17 protein-coding genes are annotated in these 16,035 nt (G+C 43.8%); 4 read left to right on the forward strand and 13 right to left on the reverse strand.

Translation table 11 applies throughout. The features are described from left to right. Positions 1-114 precede the first annotated feature (114 nt). Together EKN16_RS09920 and EKN16_RS09925 are read right to left on the reverse strand one after the other, a co-directional pair. The gene (locus EKN16_RS09920; protein ID WP_125655976.1) at positions 115-1,236 is read right to left on the reverse strand and encodes an NADH-dependent flavin oxidoreductase; all 1,122 of its coding nucleotides are present in this window, start codon (positions 1,234-1,236) and stop codon (positions 115-117) included. Then, positions 1,220-1,624: a hypothetical protein gene (locus tag EKN16_RS09925; RefSeq protein WP_125655979.1), complete on the reverse strand. Its 405-nt coding sequence runs from the start codon at positions 1,622-1,624 to the stop codon at positions 1,220-1,222. The genes EKN16_RS09920 and EKN16_RS09925 overlap by 17 nt, the downstream gene beginning before the upstream one ends. Before the next feature lie 288 nt (positions 1,625-1,912). On the opposite strand from EKN16_RS09925, the gene EKN16_RS09930 reads away from it, so the two are divergent. Next, positions 1,913-2,863: a hypothetical protein gene (locus EKN16_RS09930; protein WP_125655982.1), complete on the forward strand. Its 951-nt coding sequence runs from the start codon at positions 1,913-1,915 to the stop codon at positions 2,861-2,863. A 668-nt stretch (positions 2,864-3,531) separates the two neighbouring features. Here EKN16_RS09930 and EKN16_RS09940 read toward each other — a convergent pair. The 3 genes from EKN16_RS09940 to EKN16_RS09950 form a co-directional block, all read right to left on the reverse strand. Further along, a complete protein-coding gene (locus EKN16_RS09940; RefSeq protein ID WP_125655988.1) occupies positions 3,532-3,819 on the reverse strand; it encodes a HesB/YadR/YfhF family protein in 288 nt (95 codons plus the stop codon). Positions 3,820-3,899: 80 nt separating this feature from the next. Then, entirely contained in the window at positions 3,900-5,096 is a 1,197-nt protein-coding gene (locus tag EKN16_RS09945) for an MFS transporter (RefSeq protein ID WP_125655991.1), read from the reverse strand. 64 nt (positions 5,097-5,160) lie between these two features. Next, positions 5,161-5,769, reverse strand: a complete 609-nt coding sequence (locus tag EKN16_RS09950; RefSeq protein ID WP_125655993.1) for a TetR/AcrR family transcriptional regulator — start codon at positions 5,767-5,769, stop codon at positions 5,161-5,163. Between the two features lie 176 nt (positions 5,770-5,945). Here EKN16_RS09950 and EKN16_RS09955 point away from each other — a divergent pair, with 176 nt between their 5' ends. After that, the gene (locus EKN16_RS09955) at positions 5,946-7,076 is read left to right on the forward strand and encodes an acyltransferase (protein WP_125655996.1); all 1,131 of its coding nucleotides are present in this window, start codon (positions 5,946-5,948) and stop codon (positions 7,074-7,076) included. A 734-nt stretch (positions 7,077-7,810) separates the two neighbouring features. Then, positions 7,811-8,077, forward strand: coding sequence for a hypothetical protein (locus EKN16_RS09960; RefSeq protein ID WP_311546700.1), 267 nt, complete (start codon positions 7,811-7,813; stop codon positions 8,075-8,077). On the opposite strand, the gene EKN16_RS09965 is transcribed toward EKN16_RS09960, so the two are convergent. Next, positions 8,071-8,535, reverse strand: a complete 465-nt coding sequence (locus EKN16_RS09965) for an N-acetyltransferase (RefSeq protein WP_125655999.1) — start codon at positions 8,533-8,535, stop codon at positions 8,071-8,073. The genes EKN16_RS09960 and EKN16_RS09965 overlap by 7 nt on opposite strands. 62 nt (positions 8,536-8,597) lie before the next feature. Then, entirely contained in the window at positions 8,598-9,416 is an 819-nt protein-coding gene (locus tag EKN16_RS09970; protein ID WP_125656002.1) for an MBL fold metallo-hydrolase, read from the reverse strand. A gap of 268 nt (positions 9,417-9,684) precedes the next feature. On the opposite strand from EKN16_RS09970, the gene EKN16_RS09975 reads away from it, so the two are divergent. Next, the gene (locus EKN16_RS09975; RefSeq protein ID WP_232016342.1) at positions 9,685-10,596 is read left to right on the forward strand and encodes a DMT family transporter; all 912 of its coding nucleotides are present in this window, start codon (positions 9,685-9,687) and stop codon (positions 10,594-10,596) included. Here EKN16_RS09975 and EKN16_RS09980 read toward each other — a convergent pair. From EKN16_RS09980 to EKN16_RS10005, 6 genes are all read right to left on the reverse strand, one after another. Beyond that, positions 10,577-11,938, reverse strand: a complete 1,362-nt coding sequence (locus tag EKN16_RS09980; protein WP_125656005.1) for a HAMP domain-containing sensor histidine kinase — start codon at positions 11,936-11,938, stop codon at positions 10,577-10,579. The two genes, EKN16_RS09975 and EKN16_RS09980, sit on opposite strands and share 20 nt — an antisense overlap. Further along, positions 11,922-12,629 carry a response regulator transcription factor gene (locus EKN16_RS09985; RefSeq protein WP_125666079.1) on the reverse strand — a complete coding sequence of 236 codons (708 nt, stop codon included), beginning with the start codon at positions 12,627-12,629 and terminating at the stop codon, positions 11,922-11,924. The genes EKN16_RS09980 and EKN16_RS09985 overlap by 17 nt, the downstream gene beginning before the upstream one ends. A gap of 366 nt (positions 12,630-12,995) precedes the next feature. Beyond that, positions 12,996-13,604: a PepSY domain-containing protein gene (locus EKN16_RS09990; protein ID WP_125656008.1), complete on the reverse strand. Its 609-nt coding sequence runs from the start codon at positions 13,602-13,604 to the stop codon at positions 12,996-12,998. A gap of 228 nt (positions 13,605-13,832) precedes the next feature. Continuing rightward, complete coding sequence (locus EKN16_RS09995; protein WP_125656011.1) at positions 13,833-14,582, reverse strand: ABC transporter permease; 750 nt, start codon at positions 14,580-14,582, stop codon at positions 13,833-13,835. 26 nt (positions 14,583-14,608) lie between these two features. Next, a complete protein-coding gene (locus EKN16_RS10000; RefSeq protein WP_164522754.1) occupies positions 14,609-15,322 on the reverse strand; it encodes an ABC transporter ATP-binding protein in 714 nt (237 codons plus the stop codon). 26 nt (positions 15,323-15,348) lie between these two features. After that, a complete protein-coding gene (locus tag EKN16_RS10005) occupies positions 15,349-16,035 on the reverse strand; it encodes a response regulator transcription factor (protein WP_125656021.1) in 687 nt (228 codons plus the stop codon).

Raw genomic sequence — 16,035 nt, forward strand, 5'->3', positions numbered from 1 at the left:
ATTATAGCTATATTATATCACGTTAAAGCGGTAATTGATTAAACAAAATGAGCAAAAAAATGACTGTCGAGGTTTCTCGACAGCCTGAGAGCCCTAAGGGCTCTCCTAGAAAAATTATACGACCGGGAACCAGCCCGGTGCGTTAACAATAGCCTGCCACAGTGGGGTCGGAACGACCAAACGTTCCTGATCCTCCTTGGTTAAGGTCGTTTGAATCTCCGATTCACGGCCTTCTGCAATCTTCTGTACCCAGTCTGGCTCTATTATTAGCTCGCGCCCTAATGCGATCAAAGGAACGCCCGTTTGAAATACTTTCAGAGCATCATCGGCAGTATGAATCGAGCCTACCCCAATAACAGGAACTCGTTCCCCAACTGTTTCTTGAATCCATTGGAACCGAGTTTTACTGTCATCCGCTCCACGTCTTGGAAGAGACCAGAAATCCATGAGTGAAACATGAAGATAATCAAGCTCCCGATCTGCCAAAGCATCAACTAAGTAGCGTGTATCCTCCATAGTGATGCCTTCTTCATATTCTTCCTCAGGGGAGAATCGGTAGCCAACAAGGAAAGGCTGCTTCGCATGCTCAGCGACAGTGCGTTTTACCTCATCCACGACAGCAAGTGGGAAGGTCAACCTTTTCTCTAAGCTTCCACCAAAGCGGTCCGTACGTCTATTCGAGTGTGCAGAGAAGAATTGCTGTACCAAGTATCCATTGGCTCCATGGATTTCAACACCATCATAGCCTGCCTCAATCGCCCGACGGGTTGCTTCTCCGAAGTCTCGGATGATGGATTCCACTTCAGCTTCTGACAAGGCTCGTGGGGTTACCGATGCATTCGATTGGGATGCTACTACACTTGCGCTAACTACATCTCCATTTGGGACCAAGCTAGGCGGACATTCACGACCACCGTGGAAAATCTGTAGAATGGCCTTTGCACCTTGCTCCTTAATTGCTGTGGCGAGCTGCTTTAGGCTTGGAACCATTTCATCGCGATCTGCCGCGAATTCACCGGGGAATCCTTTGCCATTCGGGGTCACATACGTACAAGCGGTTATGACCGTGCCCACACCAGCTGATCTGCGTGCATAATATTGGACCTCAGCGTCCGTAACCGTTCCATCCTCATTAGAAGCGAAATTAGTCATCGGTGCCATCACAATACGGTTCTTTACCTCAATCCCATTCTTAAATGCAAAGGAATCAAATAAAGGTTTATAGGTTGCGTTCATTTGCTCTGCTTCTCCATTTCATGCTGAAAGTATGGTTATTGCCGCTTCCCGCTTCACTAGTCCATCCAGTCAAAGGGTTGGTCGACAAGTAAGACTCGCTTATCAGGTCTTGGAACCATTCTTTATCCTTTGTCACTAGCGCCAAATCCATTAAACTTATTAACTCTTCTTGGGTGTATGAAGGGTTTTCGGGCAGCTTTTTTATTCTAGAGAGCTTGGTTTGGACGAATTCTCCGACAATATTATCGTTGTCGCTCTGAGATACCCAGATCTTTACGATATTATCTTCTGTCCTTGAATCGACATACCCGATAAACTTCTCATCCAGATGCGAAGTCCCGATTATCCAATCACCAACTTGGATTGCAGTATGGTTAGTAGTAGTCATGCCGTTCAACCTCCCTCTTCCGATTAGAATGTAACTTCCTGAACAAGTTAGTTATGCTGTGCCTCGTTCTTGTACTGTAAGTATATTTGTTACAGTTAAAAAAGTCAACAAAAACATATTAACTATATTATAGTTATTTGATAACCATTCATTCGTGAGCAGCTGCTTACAAAACAGAGTATCCCCTAAAAGATTTGCAACTCTGAAACAATTCGTTATTTTAATGAAACAATCTAGGAGTAATATACGTTTATAGAAACAACAAATATAACTTAGAGGAGATTACTTATGAAACAATTACCTAAACATGCCAAATCATTTACGCTTGCTGCTCTTGCAGCTCTGACCCTTTCCATACAAGCCGGAACTGCTGGAGCTGCTCCAACGACCGTTAAACTAGCTCCCTATGCAGTGCAAGCTGTTGCAGCTGACAGCTCAGTTTCGACTCAGATCTTCAACAAATATATGACCCTACTCAACGTGAAGGGCCAGTTGCCCAAAGCGATTACTTATCTCAATGCTCACATTGACGAAGTATCCGCTTATCAAGCAAGTCTCATGGTCCTGCGTTTGGAAAATGCGATCGTTAAGGTTCAATCTACTTTCGATCAGAGTATCGCGAATACGAGCATCCAAGAAGCCATTAACAAGGTATATAAGATCGATGACAGCTTCGCTAATATCATTAGCCGAACGAAGGATAAGAAGCTAAAGACACTGCTGCAAGCCGCTTCTGACAATGGACTGAAGCTGGAAACAGCTGAAGGATTCTATTTCCCAATCGTTGATTATAAAGGTTTCCAGAAGTACCGTGCTTATGTAGGCGCTGATGTGAAAGCTTATATCGATATCATGACCGTGGAATCTGAGCAAGCTAACGTTAAAGATGCTGGACTTATGATTGGCTACCAGCAGCTTGCGAATCGGGCCTTGTCTCAAGAACAATTCGTCAAACAATTCCCGAATTCGAATAGAACCGCCGCAATCAAAACCCTATACAACAACTACAAGACTCTAACATTCTATGGCGTAAACAACACACCGCTGTTCGATTATGAAACGAACGAAATGCAGCCGAATGCGATTAAAGGCTATACCATGATTTTAGATCGCAATAAAGATACAAAGAGTGATTACTTGAACCTACTTCAGAAATTCATGGATCTAGCTAAAGATCATGGATATAAACAAACAGCTGAAGTCACTGCATTCCGCAAGGCAAACGTACCGATTAATTAGGAATAGCTTAAGCACTAAGCTAAGCTCTCGTGCATAGATTTACAAAGAAAACCGCTTGCTATATAAGTTGAACTTAAGAACGAACAATGAGCCGCTGTGCAGATGGAATGTTCTTCCGATCGCTGTTGAGCCCGGATTTCTTATTTTGTCCCCTGATAAGGGGGAAATCCGGTCTCAAAGGCGAACGCTGACGCTTCTCCAGAATCATCCATCTGCTCCGCTCACTTGTTATATCTCTAGTTCAACTTATATAGTCATCCTAAGATGACAAGCAAGCGGTCTTTTTCAATGTGGTGGCTGCATCTTCATAGATTCTGCTTACTCTAGCTGTCAGTGAAGTGGAACCTTCTTGGGCAACGCTGCCTTACCTACCACTGGCATTCCATCCAGCTTCCCTTGTGAGCACCAGCGTCCTTCACGTGTTATGTAAATCGGATACACATCAAATTTGTTATAATCAATAGACTGAATTACTGTAAATGCCCTCTTCAATGAAACTTCGTTTGAACGGATTCCCACCGTATAGCACATATAATAAGGTTGTCATATAAAAAATAGCCTCCCAGCATGTCGATTATCTAAACTAAAGATAACCAACAAAACTAACGAGGCTTCTAATAAAGCTAAGAAATAATTACGAATTATTAATGCTTAGTAATAACTGATGCTCAAACGACTTCCATCCATATGTCATCTTGCTGCTCGTCAAACCGGATCCTCAGATCTTTGTTCTCCAAGTACCATAGATTATCTTCTTCCAGATAGAAAATAATGCCTTCAACAACCTGCTCGAATGCGGGTTTTCTTGGGGAATCCTTCATGATGCCGAGTGAATAGCCTGGTTGTACGCTGCCGGATCCACCAAGTCGAACGAATATTCGCAGGTAATCCCCTTCCACCAGTGACATTTCCCTCTTGTACCATCGTGCAGCTGACTGCTCCACATGTATACTCATCGTCTTCATCTCCCTTTCAGATGGCATCATTGAAAGCGCACTCATCTTATATCTATACTATCATGTTCGTTTCAAAATATTCAATTCATTTTAAGGGCTACCCTTTTCCCCCACCTTACGGAAATAACGAAGCAAACCAGCATTGCGAATGCGGCAAATATATAAGGGAAATCGATATTCACATCAAACAATACACCAGTAATTGATGGGCCAGCAATGTTGCCAAGGCTCGTATAGGAAGAATTCATCCCAGCTATGAAACCCTGTTCTTCACCAGCCAATTTAGACAAAAGTGTGCTTATCGTTGGACGTAATATATCGGATGCTAAGAAAATAACGAACGTCACGACCACGATAGCCCAGTAGCTATTCGCATATAAAGTCAAGAAGAGGAATACTCCCGCTACTACTATACAGATACTAATCACCATTTTTTCACCAAACCTTTTCAGCAGGGCACCAAATACAGTTATTTGAACAACAGCACCTAGAATCGTACCGAATGTTATGATCTTCGCGATATCCTGAGGGGTAAATCCATATTTAATATCGACATATAGTCCGAATACCGTTTCAAAACTTGATAATCCAAGAGCAAGAACAAACACAATAACAAGACCAATAAAATAAGGTGCTTTATAGGACTTAATCAATTGCCGTGCCAAGCTTTCGCTTTTATCTGCTTTTCTCCACTTCTTATTCCGTTCTTCTGCACTCATTGACTCTGGCAAAATAAACAATGTAAAGAGGCCAGCGATCCCAGCAGCTGCAGCAGCCGAATAAAAAGGAACGCGAATGCCATATTCAGCTACAAATCCACCTATCCCAGGGCCAATAATAAACCCCGTTGAGATTGCTGCTGAGATATAACCCATGCCTTTGGCTCTTTCGTTTGTTGTGGTGATGTCAGCAATATAGGCCATAATGGAAGGCGTAATAAGTGCAGCACCCAGGCCTCCGAGCAATCTGGATACGTAGAGCACAAGCATGGAGTTCGCTATCCCAAAAATAAACTCGGAGATTGCAAAAATAAACATACCTGCCACAATCATTTTCTTTCTTCCCCATCGATCAGATAATCTTCCCGAAAGCGGCGATAGTAATAGCTGCGTAAGTGAAAATGCGGCAACGAGAAATCCTACTGTTTGTCCACTAATCCCAAGCTCTCTCATATAAGTTGGCATAATAGGGATAACAAGCCCTACGCCAGCGAAAGCTAGGAAGATGTTAAACATAAGCAGAAACATGGTGCTTTTCTTTCTTGGTTGTACTTTCATAAGGTTTCTCCTGTTTTCTTATACTGAACGTTCGTTTTGTAATAATACCACAAAAAAGTGACTTTCACAATTTTGTTTTTGACTTCTTTGCAATCCCATGAAGGAAAACATCGATGGATTTCTTATATAGAACGAGTGCTTCATCTATATCGTATCTGCGCGTCGTCTCGCCAAGCCCAATAAATAAGCCATCCAGTATGATAGCAATTATCTTGGCATCATCCTCTTCAAACTCACCTTGGTCAATTCCTTGCTGCAGCACAATTTTATTAAAGCTAATTCGATTATCCATGATTTGAGTGATTTGATCTTGGACCGTGCTTTTATCCTTCTCATTCCCAAAGAATTCATTCGTCGCCTTGGATAACGGATGATTGAAATCATTGACCACCAAATGCTCAACTAGACCATAGAGCTTTTCAGTAACCGTATGGTAAAGATGTTCTTTCTCACTCCACTGCTCTTCCCAATCCCGATCCCATTCCTCTAACAAAAAGAGAAATAATCCTTCTTTGCTTTTAAAGTGGTAATAAATATTCCCTTTACTGCTTCCAGTTGCTGCGACAATGTCTTCAATAGAAGTTGCCGTATAGCCTTTATGTATAAACAAATTGCGGGCGGACTGTGCAATCCGTTTTCTAGTCAATTCACTTGCCTGTTGTTTTTTGTTCAATTGTTCTCGACCTCCATTGGACATTCAACCTTTATTATACTCCTAATGTGGTTCCTATTGAAACGATATCATGGGATAATGAAAATTGTTATCTCTAAGAAAATATTGTATATTGACTGGACTGTACAAAACAAAGGGTCATCCTTTATGAACCCATAGATTAGTGAGGATTATACATGAACAAGCTCCATAAACCTAGAATCGAAGAAATCGAAATTTTGCGAGGCTTCGCTTTTTTAGCCGTCGTGCTGCAGCATTCCATTGCTCATTATTTCCCTCTTCCTAACACGAGACTTGAGGATGGTGTGATTCTTGGTCTCCTGCTGCTGCTGGCAAAGTTCGCCGTTCCACTATTTGTATTCATCACCGGAATGGTGCTTTTCTATAACTATGACGGAGATATCCGCTACGGCGTCTTCCTTCGTAAACGATTCAAGGATATTGTGCTGCCTTATTTACCCTGGGTTCTCTTATACGCGATTGCATTCCAGCATCTTAACCTATTCGCGCCCGACTCCCTATATCGACTTGGAAGAATGGCTGTGACGGGAAAAGCCTCCTATCACCTTTGGTACATCGTGATGATTGTTCAGTTCTACTTGCTTTTCCCCCTTCTTCAACGAGCGGTCAAGAAATGGAAACCTCAATCTGCTTCCAAGGCTGCACTTCTTATCCTGGCTCTTGGACTCCTCTATTTACTGCTTATGGACAAGGCTGGCATTCTATACAGAGGTTCGATCCAGCTTCACCAGCCCTTCTGGACGGCCTTCTTTAACTCCTATTTGGATCGCAATGCCATCATGTACTTCTTTTACTTTGCACTAGGCGCTGCCGCAGGTCTTTATCTTGATTATTGGCGGTCTTGGCTCATCCGTTATCGCTATATCCTTGCAGCAGCTTACGCAGCCCTAGTCATCGTTATGCTGTTCATCGTTGTTGCACATTTCAAGCTTTATCCGACCATGTCTATTCGGTATGATGATCTGTCATTACTTCGTCCAATTATGGCCGTATTCCTTACTTTCTCTATCTTTGCCATGTATCTATTCGCGATGAGTTTCAATCAAACTGCTCCAGCTCCCCTGCGCAAATTAATTATTATCGCTGGCTCCTATTCTTACACTGCCTATCTTGCCCATGCTTATGTGCTCCGATATAGCTCACAAGCTGCTGACCTTATACTTCCTGAAGGATCGATTACTCTGCGAACCCTAATCGCTTTCATATTCTGCGCGACTGGTGCAATATTGACTGCTTACCTCATAAGGAGAATAGCTAAACAGTTTGCAAAACGAAAAGTGACATAAAATCAATCGTCAAAAAGTGGCTGTCCCAAAAGGGTACACCCGAGTGAGTCTATCCCATAAAAAGTGCAAAAGAAACCTTCGCTGAAAAAGTGGAAAAGAAGGTTCTTTTGTGGCTCTAAACCATAATCAGCATGATAAATTCGAAGTATTGTGCAATGAAGCCCGCTGCGCGTACGGATCATTCTTACGATCGCTGTTGTCTCCCTATTTCCTGATTCTATCCCTTAGGGGTAGAAATAAGGAGACAAAGGCGAACGCTATCGCTTCTTCAGAACGATTCCGTCCGCTTCGCTTTTGTTAAGTAATGGCATGCACTTCATTTATTTTGATCCTCTTTTTCAACCTAATATCACGAGAAAAATGGGAGCTTTAATTTCCAAAAATGACTTGTGGGACAGCCCCTTTTTGGGCAATTCACACCTGCCTATTCTCTTCGTTTGCTATACGTCATAGATATGTTCTGTTCAAATTAGGCTCTTATCCAGTAGATAACACATTGGGCACGCATAAGATATACTTTCAAAGCTATATGAGTTGAACTAGAGATATAACAAGTGAGTGGAGCAGATGGATGATTCTGGAGAAGCGTCAGCGTTCGCCTTTGAGACCGGATTTCCCCCTTATCAGGGGACAAAACAAGAAATCCGGGCTCAACAGCGATCGGAAGAACATTCCATCTGTGCAGCGGCTCTTTGTTCGTTTCTTAAGTTCGTAAGGAATAGGTGGATGATACGATGTTCATGCCAAACCCGAATCAGACCAACCAGAATCCAAATCAGAATATAAGCAGTATGACGCCGATTCAGCAAAAAGCGATGCATTTGATCGGGCATCAGGTCGGCTTATCATTGAAGAACGGTCAAGGTGTCTCCGGTGTGCTCTGCAGCGTGCATTCCGGGGAGCTTTTTCTGCTTCAATATCTCTACGCTTCACAATTTGCCACTTTCCATTATCCATTCAGCGATGTAGCTGACATTCTCCCTTTCCCTTCATGTCAGTAGAAGTGACAGTACTCTTCGGGCCGCCATAAAATCTGCCGATCAGCATCAATGGTAAACCCGAATTTGGTATAAAAATGTCGCAATCTGGCATCATGCTCCTGGCTTGTGGCATCCTGCATATGACCCTCGATGTAGTCAATCTTGTTTTGCTTCGCTCTAGCGAGCAGCTGATTCATCATGAGCGTACCATAGCCGCAGTTCATTTTGTCGCCGAGTATTCTTATGTATAGCAGCTTATAGGCATTATCATGGGGCTTCTTCTGAACAAACATAGCCAGATCATTAAGATATCTCCTAGTTGCTACGCCTGAAGGGTAAACAATTCTTGCGAAGATATCGCAGCCTTGCGAGGTTGTATAAAGAATTAGGGCATTACCTTCCCTTGTTCTTTCGATGTTCATCACTCTGCATCCATCTTCTTGAATGAGATTGATCTGCATATTGATGAGAGGAAGCATACGTCAACACCACCCTATCGGTAATCATACTCACCATAAGAGAAGTCATACTTGCCTCAGCTTTATTTCCTTTTCATATATATCCATATCTCACCAGGCTGGAAAACATGATATTTTTGTCCCTGATAACGCTGAAATAATTCATCCACAAACTCAGCGATGCCTTCACTATTATTCGGAAAAAGATCAAAGTGGAGGGGAACGACCGTCTCCATCTTCAGTTCCCTTGCAAGACCTGCCGCTTCTCGCGCATTCATATTGCCATCAATGCCAAGACGGTTGCGGAACAAATCTCTCCCATTGATCGGCAAGAAACCAAGATCGATTGTAAAAGCATGCAGCGATTCAATTAGCTTTTCTGTAACTAGTGTATCTCCTGCATGATAGACCATGATCCCGTCCCAATCCAATAGGTAACCAAGATAACGATCCCAGCCATCTTCATCTACCTCTCTCTCTTCATGCCAAGCAGGAATCGGATGAATGATCAAGCTGCCTCCACATTCTAAAGGAGTACCTACCTTTAACGCTTGCAGTCTTTCAGTGGGTATTCCGATTTGCGCTAATAATGGTAAACAAGCACGCGGTGCTGCGAATTGACATGCAGGAGATGCGGCTGCAATCGCTTTCAATGTTTCGGGGTCCAAATGATCCGAATGCTCATGTGTACATAGAACAAGATCAAGGTCTGTCAATGATTCTGCCTGAATAGGCGGTTCATAACGCCGAACCCAAAAGGAAGGCGGAGAGTCAGGGAGACGTTCTTCGGAGCCTGTTAAAAAAGGATCAATCGCGACATTAAATCCATTCCTGCGACAAATAAGACCAACCTGACCGATGTATTGGATGGAAATCGATGAATAATCACGGTACTCTGACATCCTACATTACCCCCTATTTTATACCATATCTATGAACCATCATTCCTACTTGAAGTCAAACTTTATGCAAAACTTCTATACTCTTGTAGTATAAACCAACGACTTCGTTTATGGCGAATCATTCTTCAGCTCAGGAGTGTCACTCACATATCCGTTTTTTCACACATTGGCAAATCATACCTTTTGTTTTAGCATCATCCCTCATTGATCTTTAGGAGAAACGGCTGTAAAATAAGCTAGCTACAGCCATTATGAAGGAGTTTTAGCTTTGAAATCATCTTCTCAATCGATCTCGCCTATCCTCCCCTTGCTTGTTGGGATGATTGCGATCTCGTTTGCACCTATTCTTGTCCGTTATTCTGATGCACCTGTATCGGTTCAAGGAATGTACCGTATGCTCTTCACTGTCATTATCATGCTTCCGTTTGGAACCAAGCAGTTCAAATCGATCGGTGCTATATCGAGAAAAGACTGGCTCCTGCTGGGCGCTGCAGGATTCTTCTTGGCAGTCCATTTTCTGCTATGGATGGCTTCTCTGAACTATACGTCAATCGCTAGCTCAACCATTATTCTATCCTTGGAGCCTGTCTTCGTAATGGTCGGTGCTTACTTTATATTCAAGGACAAACCAAATAAGCTGATGTTAATCGGAATGGTGGTCGCGCTGATCGGAGCGTTCTTCGTAGGATCTGGAGACATCGGTATTACGCGGAGTGCATTCAACGGTGACGTGTTATCCTTTCTCGGCGCACTGGCTGTTGCTGTGAATATGCTCATTGCCAAGCGAATTATTACTCGTGTGCCTTCTTATCTGTATAGCATAATTGTATTTGCGATCACCTTCCTTTGCTTCCTCGTCTACAACCTGGCTATGGGGATTTCAATGCTGCAGTACCCCGTCAAGGAATGGTTCGTATTCCTGCTGTTAGCCATTGTACCGACCGTATTCGGCCATATGATCTTTAATTGGCTGCTCCAGTATGTGAAAGCAACCACGATATCGATGTCAGTACTGGCTGAACCGATTGGCTCTAGCTTGCTTGGTATGCTGCTATTTCACGAAATGGTGACTGGCTTCCAGCTCATCGGAGGCGCTTTTGTGATCATCGGACTGCTCCTCTACTTAAGATCGGAGCAATCAGGGCCAGCGCCTGAGCCCTTTAGTCAGTCGATGCCTTAGGCAGCTTAATAATAACCTCAGTACCGTCGCCTTCTCCGCTTACAATTTGAATCGTTCCGTGATGCTCGAGAACAATCGATTTGGCGATTGGTAGTCCAAGACCGGTCCCTCCGGTCTTGCGCTGACGGGCTTGATCCACTCGATAGAAGCGTTCAAAAACAAGGGCCGTTTGATCCTTGGGGATGCCAATACCTTTATCCTTCACATGAATTTCAACGATATTCTTCTCCGTTCGAACAGACAATTCGATTCGATCCTCGCTATATTTCAGCGCATTATCCAATAGAATAAGCAAGAGCTGCTTTATTTTCATAGGATCAGCTATTAGAATTGGACGATGCCCGGATGTGGACAGATCAATGTCTCGATTCTCATGCAATTTGGTAACAAGGGATAGAACCTGCTCGCAGCAATCTACGAGATCCATGGGTACAGTTTCCAGCTTTAAGCCTTTACCTGATGAAGCGAGCTCCAGCAGCTGCTCCGTCATTTTACGCATACGTTTGGATTCATCGTAGATGTTATCAATGGATTCCTTCTGAATACGTGCATCTTTAGTCCCCCAGCGTCGAAGCATATTCGCGTACCCTTCAACGATCGTAAGGGTTGTGTTCAGCTCATGCGAGGCATCCGATACGAATTGCTGCTGCTTGGCGAAGCTTTCCTCTAGACGGTCAATCATTCGGTTAAATGTTTCTGTCATCTGGAACATCTCGTCCTTAGCCGCGCCAGCTGAAGGAATTTTCTTGAAGGTTAAGCTCTCCTCAATCTCCTGCATCGTTTGAATACTCGTAGAGATCGGCTTAATGACCGTTCTCGAGATGAAAGTCCCTCCAAGTATACTAAGAAGTACGGCTCCCCCAGTTGAGGCGAGCAGCAAGGTAATGAGTAAACTAATGCTGGAATCGAGTGCTTCCATTCTTTCTGCCATTTCGAAGGTTCCGATAATTTGATTGTTGGATATAATCGGCATGCGAACGATGACTACTTTACTTCCATTACCTTCTACCAGCTCCGATTCGGCTTCCGAAACTGTCTTGATAGGCGGTAAATTCATATTTTCTTCGTCCTTAATCAAGTTGACGATTGCCGATTGGGGACTGACAATTCGAATGACCGTGTCCTGGGGCAGAAGCAGCATAAGCTCCTTTAGATTTTTGCGCTGTAGAAGAGCATCAGGTCCGATTTTCTCAATAATCTGTTCCGATTTGGATAATAAGGATTCCTTCTCGTTCTCGGTAGCGATACGAATGAAAAGGAGATATACGGTACAATCAACAAGCAGTAGAATGCAAACGACCCATAGTGAGGTCAATAACGTGATTTTATTCTTGAGCTTCACGCTTATCCTCCTTCATACAATAGCCGACTCCACGAATCGTTTGAATTAATTTGGAAGGGTAATCACTGTCCACCTTTTTTCGAATATAGCGAATGTAGACATCCACAATATTGGTGTCACCTAGAAAGTCATAACCCCATACCTGCTTAATAATCTGCTCTCGATCCAGAACATGATTCTTATTCTCCATGAGGAATAGGAGGAGATCGTATTCCTTAGGTGTTAGTTCAATCGGAATGCCATCACGAATGACTTCTCGTGTATTCCGATCCAGAGACAGATCATCAAGCTGAATCTGTGCAGAATTCTCAGCTTCCGTTTCGTCGGCACGCGTACGAATACACGCTCTTATTCTGGCTAGCAGCTCCTCGATTTCAAAAGGCTTTGTTACATAATCATTCGCTCCCTGATCAAGTCCATTCACTTTGTCTGGTGTTGAATTCCTAGCTGTCAGCATGATAATCGGTGTTAGCGTATCGACCTTTCGTATTCTTCTTAGCACCTCAATGCCCGTCATCTCTGGCAGCATGACATCTAATAAAATGACATCCCATGCTCTTGTCGTTGCTTTCTCGAGTGCTTCTCTTCCGTCAGCTGCAATTTCAACCTCATAACCTTCATAGGAAAGCTCTAATTGGAGCAATCGCGATATTTTTTCCTCATCCTCAACAACCAACACCTGCGTACCCATCGTTATCATCCCCATCCTGCCTCTCATGAAACTCTATCCTATTATGCACAATTCTTACTGATATCATGGTTTGCAAAAGATAATAAACCGGTTCAAAACTAAAATAAGTGCTTGATAAATTCGAAGTCTTGTGCGTAGAAGCCCGCTTTGCTGACGGATCATTCTTACGATCGCTGTTGTCTCCCTATTTCTTGATTCTATCCCTTAGGGGTAGAAATAAGGGGACAAAGGCGAACGCTATCGCTTCTTCAGAACGATTCCATCTGCTTCGCTATTGTTATTCTTGGTGGCTGTACTGATTATGGTTTAGAGCCAAAAAACCTAAGCAATTTCTGCTTAGGTCATCGTATTCCTTATCTGCAAAGCTTAATCATTCTCAGGGATAACAGTTCCGCCCGCAGCATCGATCGTAATTTCATGCTCCGTACCTTTGGCGTCTGTTATTGTAATCGCATAAGCGGATTTCCCATTCTCGGATTCAAGTTTTGCTGTTTTCACTGTACCGCCTGGATATTGTTTCTTAGCAAGCTCAATACTCTGTTCCTTTGTAATAGCAGCAGCGCTTGGAGCAGCGTTAGCGCTTTGGTCGTCAGCAACTTCTTTGTCTGTATCTGCTTGACCTGCTTGACCTGCTTGACCTGCTTGATCATCAGCAACTTCTTTGTCTGTATTTGCCTTACCTGCTTGGTCGTCAGCAACTTCCTTGTCTGTATCTGCCTTACCTGCTTGATCATCAGCAACTTCTTTGTCTGTATTTGCCTGACCCGCTTGATCGTCAGCAACTTCTTTGTCTGTATTTGCTTGACCTGCTTGGTCGTCAGCAACTTCCTTGTCTGTGTCGGGCTGTGTCGTCGTCGACTGTGTAACCTGCTTAGTCTGGGAATCAGCATTTGCTGATGGAAGCAAAGCAGACCCTGCTATTCCTCCTCCAATAAGAGTTACGGCTAGTGCAGCGATCATCAGTTTCTTGTTCATTTCTTGTTCCTCCTAATGTTTTTGTGATGCTTTGCCTGAGAGCAACGTATTGCGTTTCTTCCAAACAAAACTACATCGTAAGCATTTGCCTCGTGTATGATGGATTGCTTACAATTGCTATTGTAACCAATCGTTCTGAGAGCCTAAGGAGAATCACATTAGAATGAGATGAGAAATGGGAATACTGGAATTTCACCGCCAAATTTCACGGCTAACATACTAACCGTGTTAGACCTTTATTAACGAATCCTGTTTCGTAAACCAGAGGCGATAGGTCAGCATGCTAAGCATGATACTAGTTAACGCAGCGGATGAAGCAAAGGCAAACACGATTAAGATTTGATACCTCACCGCTTCAAGCGGGCTGGCTCCCGCAATAATCATGCCTGTCATCATGCCTGGAAGCTGAACTAAGCCAACGGTCTTCATGCCATCTATCGTTGGAATCATGCTGGACTTCGTTGCTCGCTTCATCAGAGGATGAATCGCTTGCTTCGCTCCTGCCCCAAGCGCAAGCAGCGTTTCAACTTCTCCATGATTGGCTGTTATTTCACGGTTCATCTGATTGAGGTAGAGACTGGCTACCACCATGGAATTGCCAATTGTCATCCCGCTGATGGGAATGATATAGGTCGAGGAAAAAGGAATAATTCTAAGGACAAGCAGCAGGCCTACCGTAATTATTTCTGTCATACACAGCGCTGCACCAATTCGAATAGCAGCTCCTTTGAGCGTTTTATTCCGTCTGAATACATTCCATGTCGCAACAGCAATCATAAGAAGCAGGATGAAGAGGATGATGAGAGGGTTATCCGATTGAAAGACATATTGAAGCACATAACCAACTAATAAGAGCTGTATGGCCGATCGTACCGTTCCAATGAAGAGGTCTTTCTCTAGGCCGAGTTTTTGCCAGATCGAGATAAATATGGCGAAGGCCACAAATATAAGTGTCATGGATAGCGCAAAAAGTGACATCAGCTAAACGGCTCCTTCCCAGAACATTATTCCTCCACGCCCTCTTTGAGAGATAAGGTTGAGAAGAATTTTTGAGTATCCTTATGTATCGTCAAGCTTCCATCTTCTATCACCCAGATCTGGTTCGCAACCCTAGCCGCTTGTTCCATATCATGCGTAATCCAAATCCAAGCTGCACCGGTTGCAGCCTGCCACTCCTCCAACACCTGTTCGACAGCTAGTTTATGATGATGGTCTAAGGAGGCCGTGATTTCATCCAACAGAATAATCTCTGCACGCAGCAGCAGCGATCGGATCAGAGAGATTCGCTGCTTCTCTCCACCAGACAGTGTGGCTGCATGAGTCGACTTATCTATCCCGGCAAGACCGAGCTTCGAGAGAAGCTCTTCCGCGGCTTGACTGTCATATTCGGAGCGATGAAGCTTGCTTACAGCTCTTAGATTATCCTCAACAGAACCCTCCAGCATGAAGGGCTGCTGAGCGACATAGCAGACTTTCTTCCTCCAATCCTTGGGCTGCCATGCCGTGGAGCAAACTTCCTGCAAATAAATAGTTCCGGCATCATGGAGCTCAAGAAGCGATAAAATACGAAGCAGCGTGCTTTTCCCTTGTCCTGACGGACCTACGATCGCAATTTTGTCAGACGGCATGACACTAGCTGCTATTTCTTTGAACAGCAGCCTAGGTGTATGGCCGGCAATTGTTTTGGATAACCGTTCGAACCGGAGTAGCGGCTCCATCCTGCATCCCTCCTCCATCATTTCTTTTAGACTCTGAATCGGTAGCCAGCCCCCCATAACGTCTCGATATATTGTGGATCAGCAGCGTTAAGCTCAATTTTCTCTCGCACTTTGCGAATATGGACCGTAACCGTCTGTGTATCGCCTAAAGCATCTATTCCCCATACCTTCTCGAATAATTGATCTTTACTAAATACTCGGTTTGGGTGAATCGCGAGAAAATAGAGCAGCTCGAACTCTTTAGTCGTGAGTATAATCTCACTGTCGTGAACATACACGCTTCGCGTATCATAATCCATGAACAGGCCACGAATATGGACTTCGTTTCTTGTTTCCTTCACTCCGATTAATCGTTCATAACGGGCTAGATGAGCTTTGACCCTAGCAACAAGCTCTGCAGGCTTAAACGGCTTCGTTACGTAGTCATCCGCTCCAAGGCCTAGGCCACGGATAATATCAATATCCTCCGTACGCGCAGACACCATCAGAATCGGTATATCTTTCTTTTCCCTAATCTTCTTGCAAATATCAAAGCCATTCATCTTGGGAAGCATAACATCCAGAATAATTAAATCATAATTACCGTTCAAGCCCATGTGAAGTCCGATCTCGCCATTGGAAGCCATATCGACGTGATAACCGACCACTTCCAAGTAATCTCGCTGCAATTCAGCGATGCTCTGTTCATCCTCGATTAATAAAATCGTTTGCAT

The organism is Paenibacillus baekrokdamisoli (assembly GCF_003945345.1).
GTDB lineage: Bacteria > Bacillota > Bacilli > Paenibacillales > Paenibacillaceae > Paenibacillus_Z > Paenibacillus_Z baekrokdamisoli.

Coding starts and splice junctions, on each gene's coding strand:
- EKN16_RS10005 (WP_125656021.1), bottom strand. CDS start 16,035: ATGCAAACGATTTTATTAATCGAGGATGAACAGAGCATCGCTGAATTG.
- EKN16_RS09970 (WP_125656002.1), bottom strand. CDS start 9,416: ATGTCAGAGTACCGTGATTATTCATCGATTTCCATCCAATACATCGGT.
- EKN16_RS09990 (WP_125656008.1), bottom strand. CDS start 13,604: ATGAACAAGAAACTGATGATCGCTGCACTAGCCGTAACTCTTATTGGA.
- EKN16_RS09955 (WP_125655996.1), top strand. CDS start 5,946: ATGAACAAGCTCCATAAACCTAGAATCGAAGAAATCGAAATTTTGCGA.
- EKN16_RS09960 (WP_311546700.1), top strand. CDS start 7,811: ATGTTCATGCCAAACCCGAATCAGACCAACCAGAATCCAAATCAGAAT.
- EKN16_RS09985 (WP_125666079.1), bottom strand. CDS start 12,629: ATGGGTACGCAGGTGTTGGTTGTTGAGGATGAGGAAAAAATATCGCGA.
- EKN16_RS09965 (WP_125655999.1), bottom strand. CDS start 8,535: ATGCTTCCTCTCATCAATATGCAGATCAATCTCATTCAAGAAGATGGA.
- EKN16_RS09940 (WP_125655988.1), bottom strand. CDS start 3,819: ATGAGTATACATGTGGAGCAGTCAGCTGCACGATGGTACAAGAGGGAA.
- EKN16_RS09930 (WP_125655982.1), top strand. CDS start 1,913: ATGAAACAATTACCTAAACATGCCAAATCATTTACGCTTGCTGCTCTT.
- EKN16_RS09995 (WP_125656011.1), bottom strand. CDS start 14,582: ATGTCACTTTTTGCGCTATCCATGACACTTATATTTGTGGCCTTCGCC.
- EKN16_RS09920 (WP_125655976.1), bottom strand. CDS start 1,236: ATGAACGCAACCTATAAACCTTTATTTGATTCCTTTGCATTTAAGAAT.
- EKN16_RS10000 (WP_164522754.1), bottom strand. CDS start 15,322: ATGGAGCCGCTACTCCGGTTCGAACGGTTATCCAAAACAATTGCCGGC.
- EKN16_RS09945 (WP_125655991.1), bottom strand. CDS start 5,096: ATGAAAGTACAACCAAGAAAGAAAAGCACCATGTTTCTGCTTATGTTT.
- EKN16_RS09925 (WP_125655979.1), bottom strand. CDS start 1,624: ATGACTACTACTAACCATACTGCAATCCAAGTTGGTGATTGGATAATC.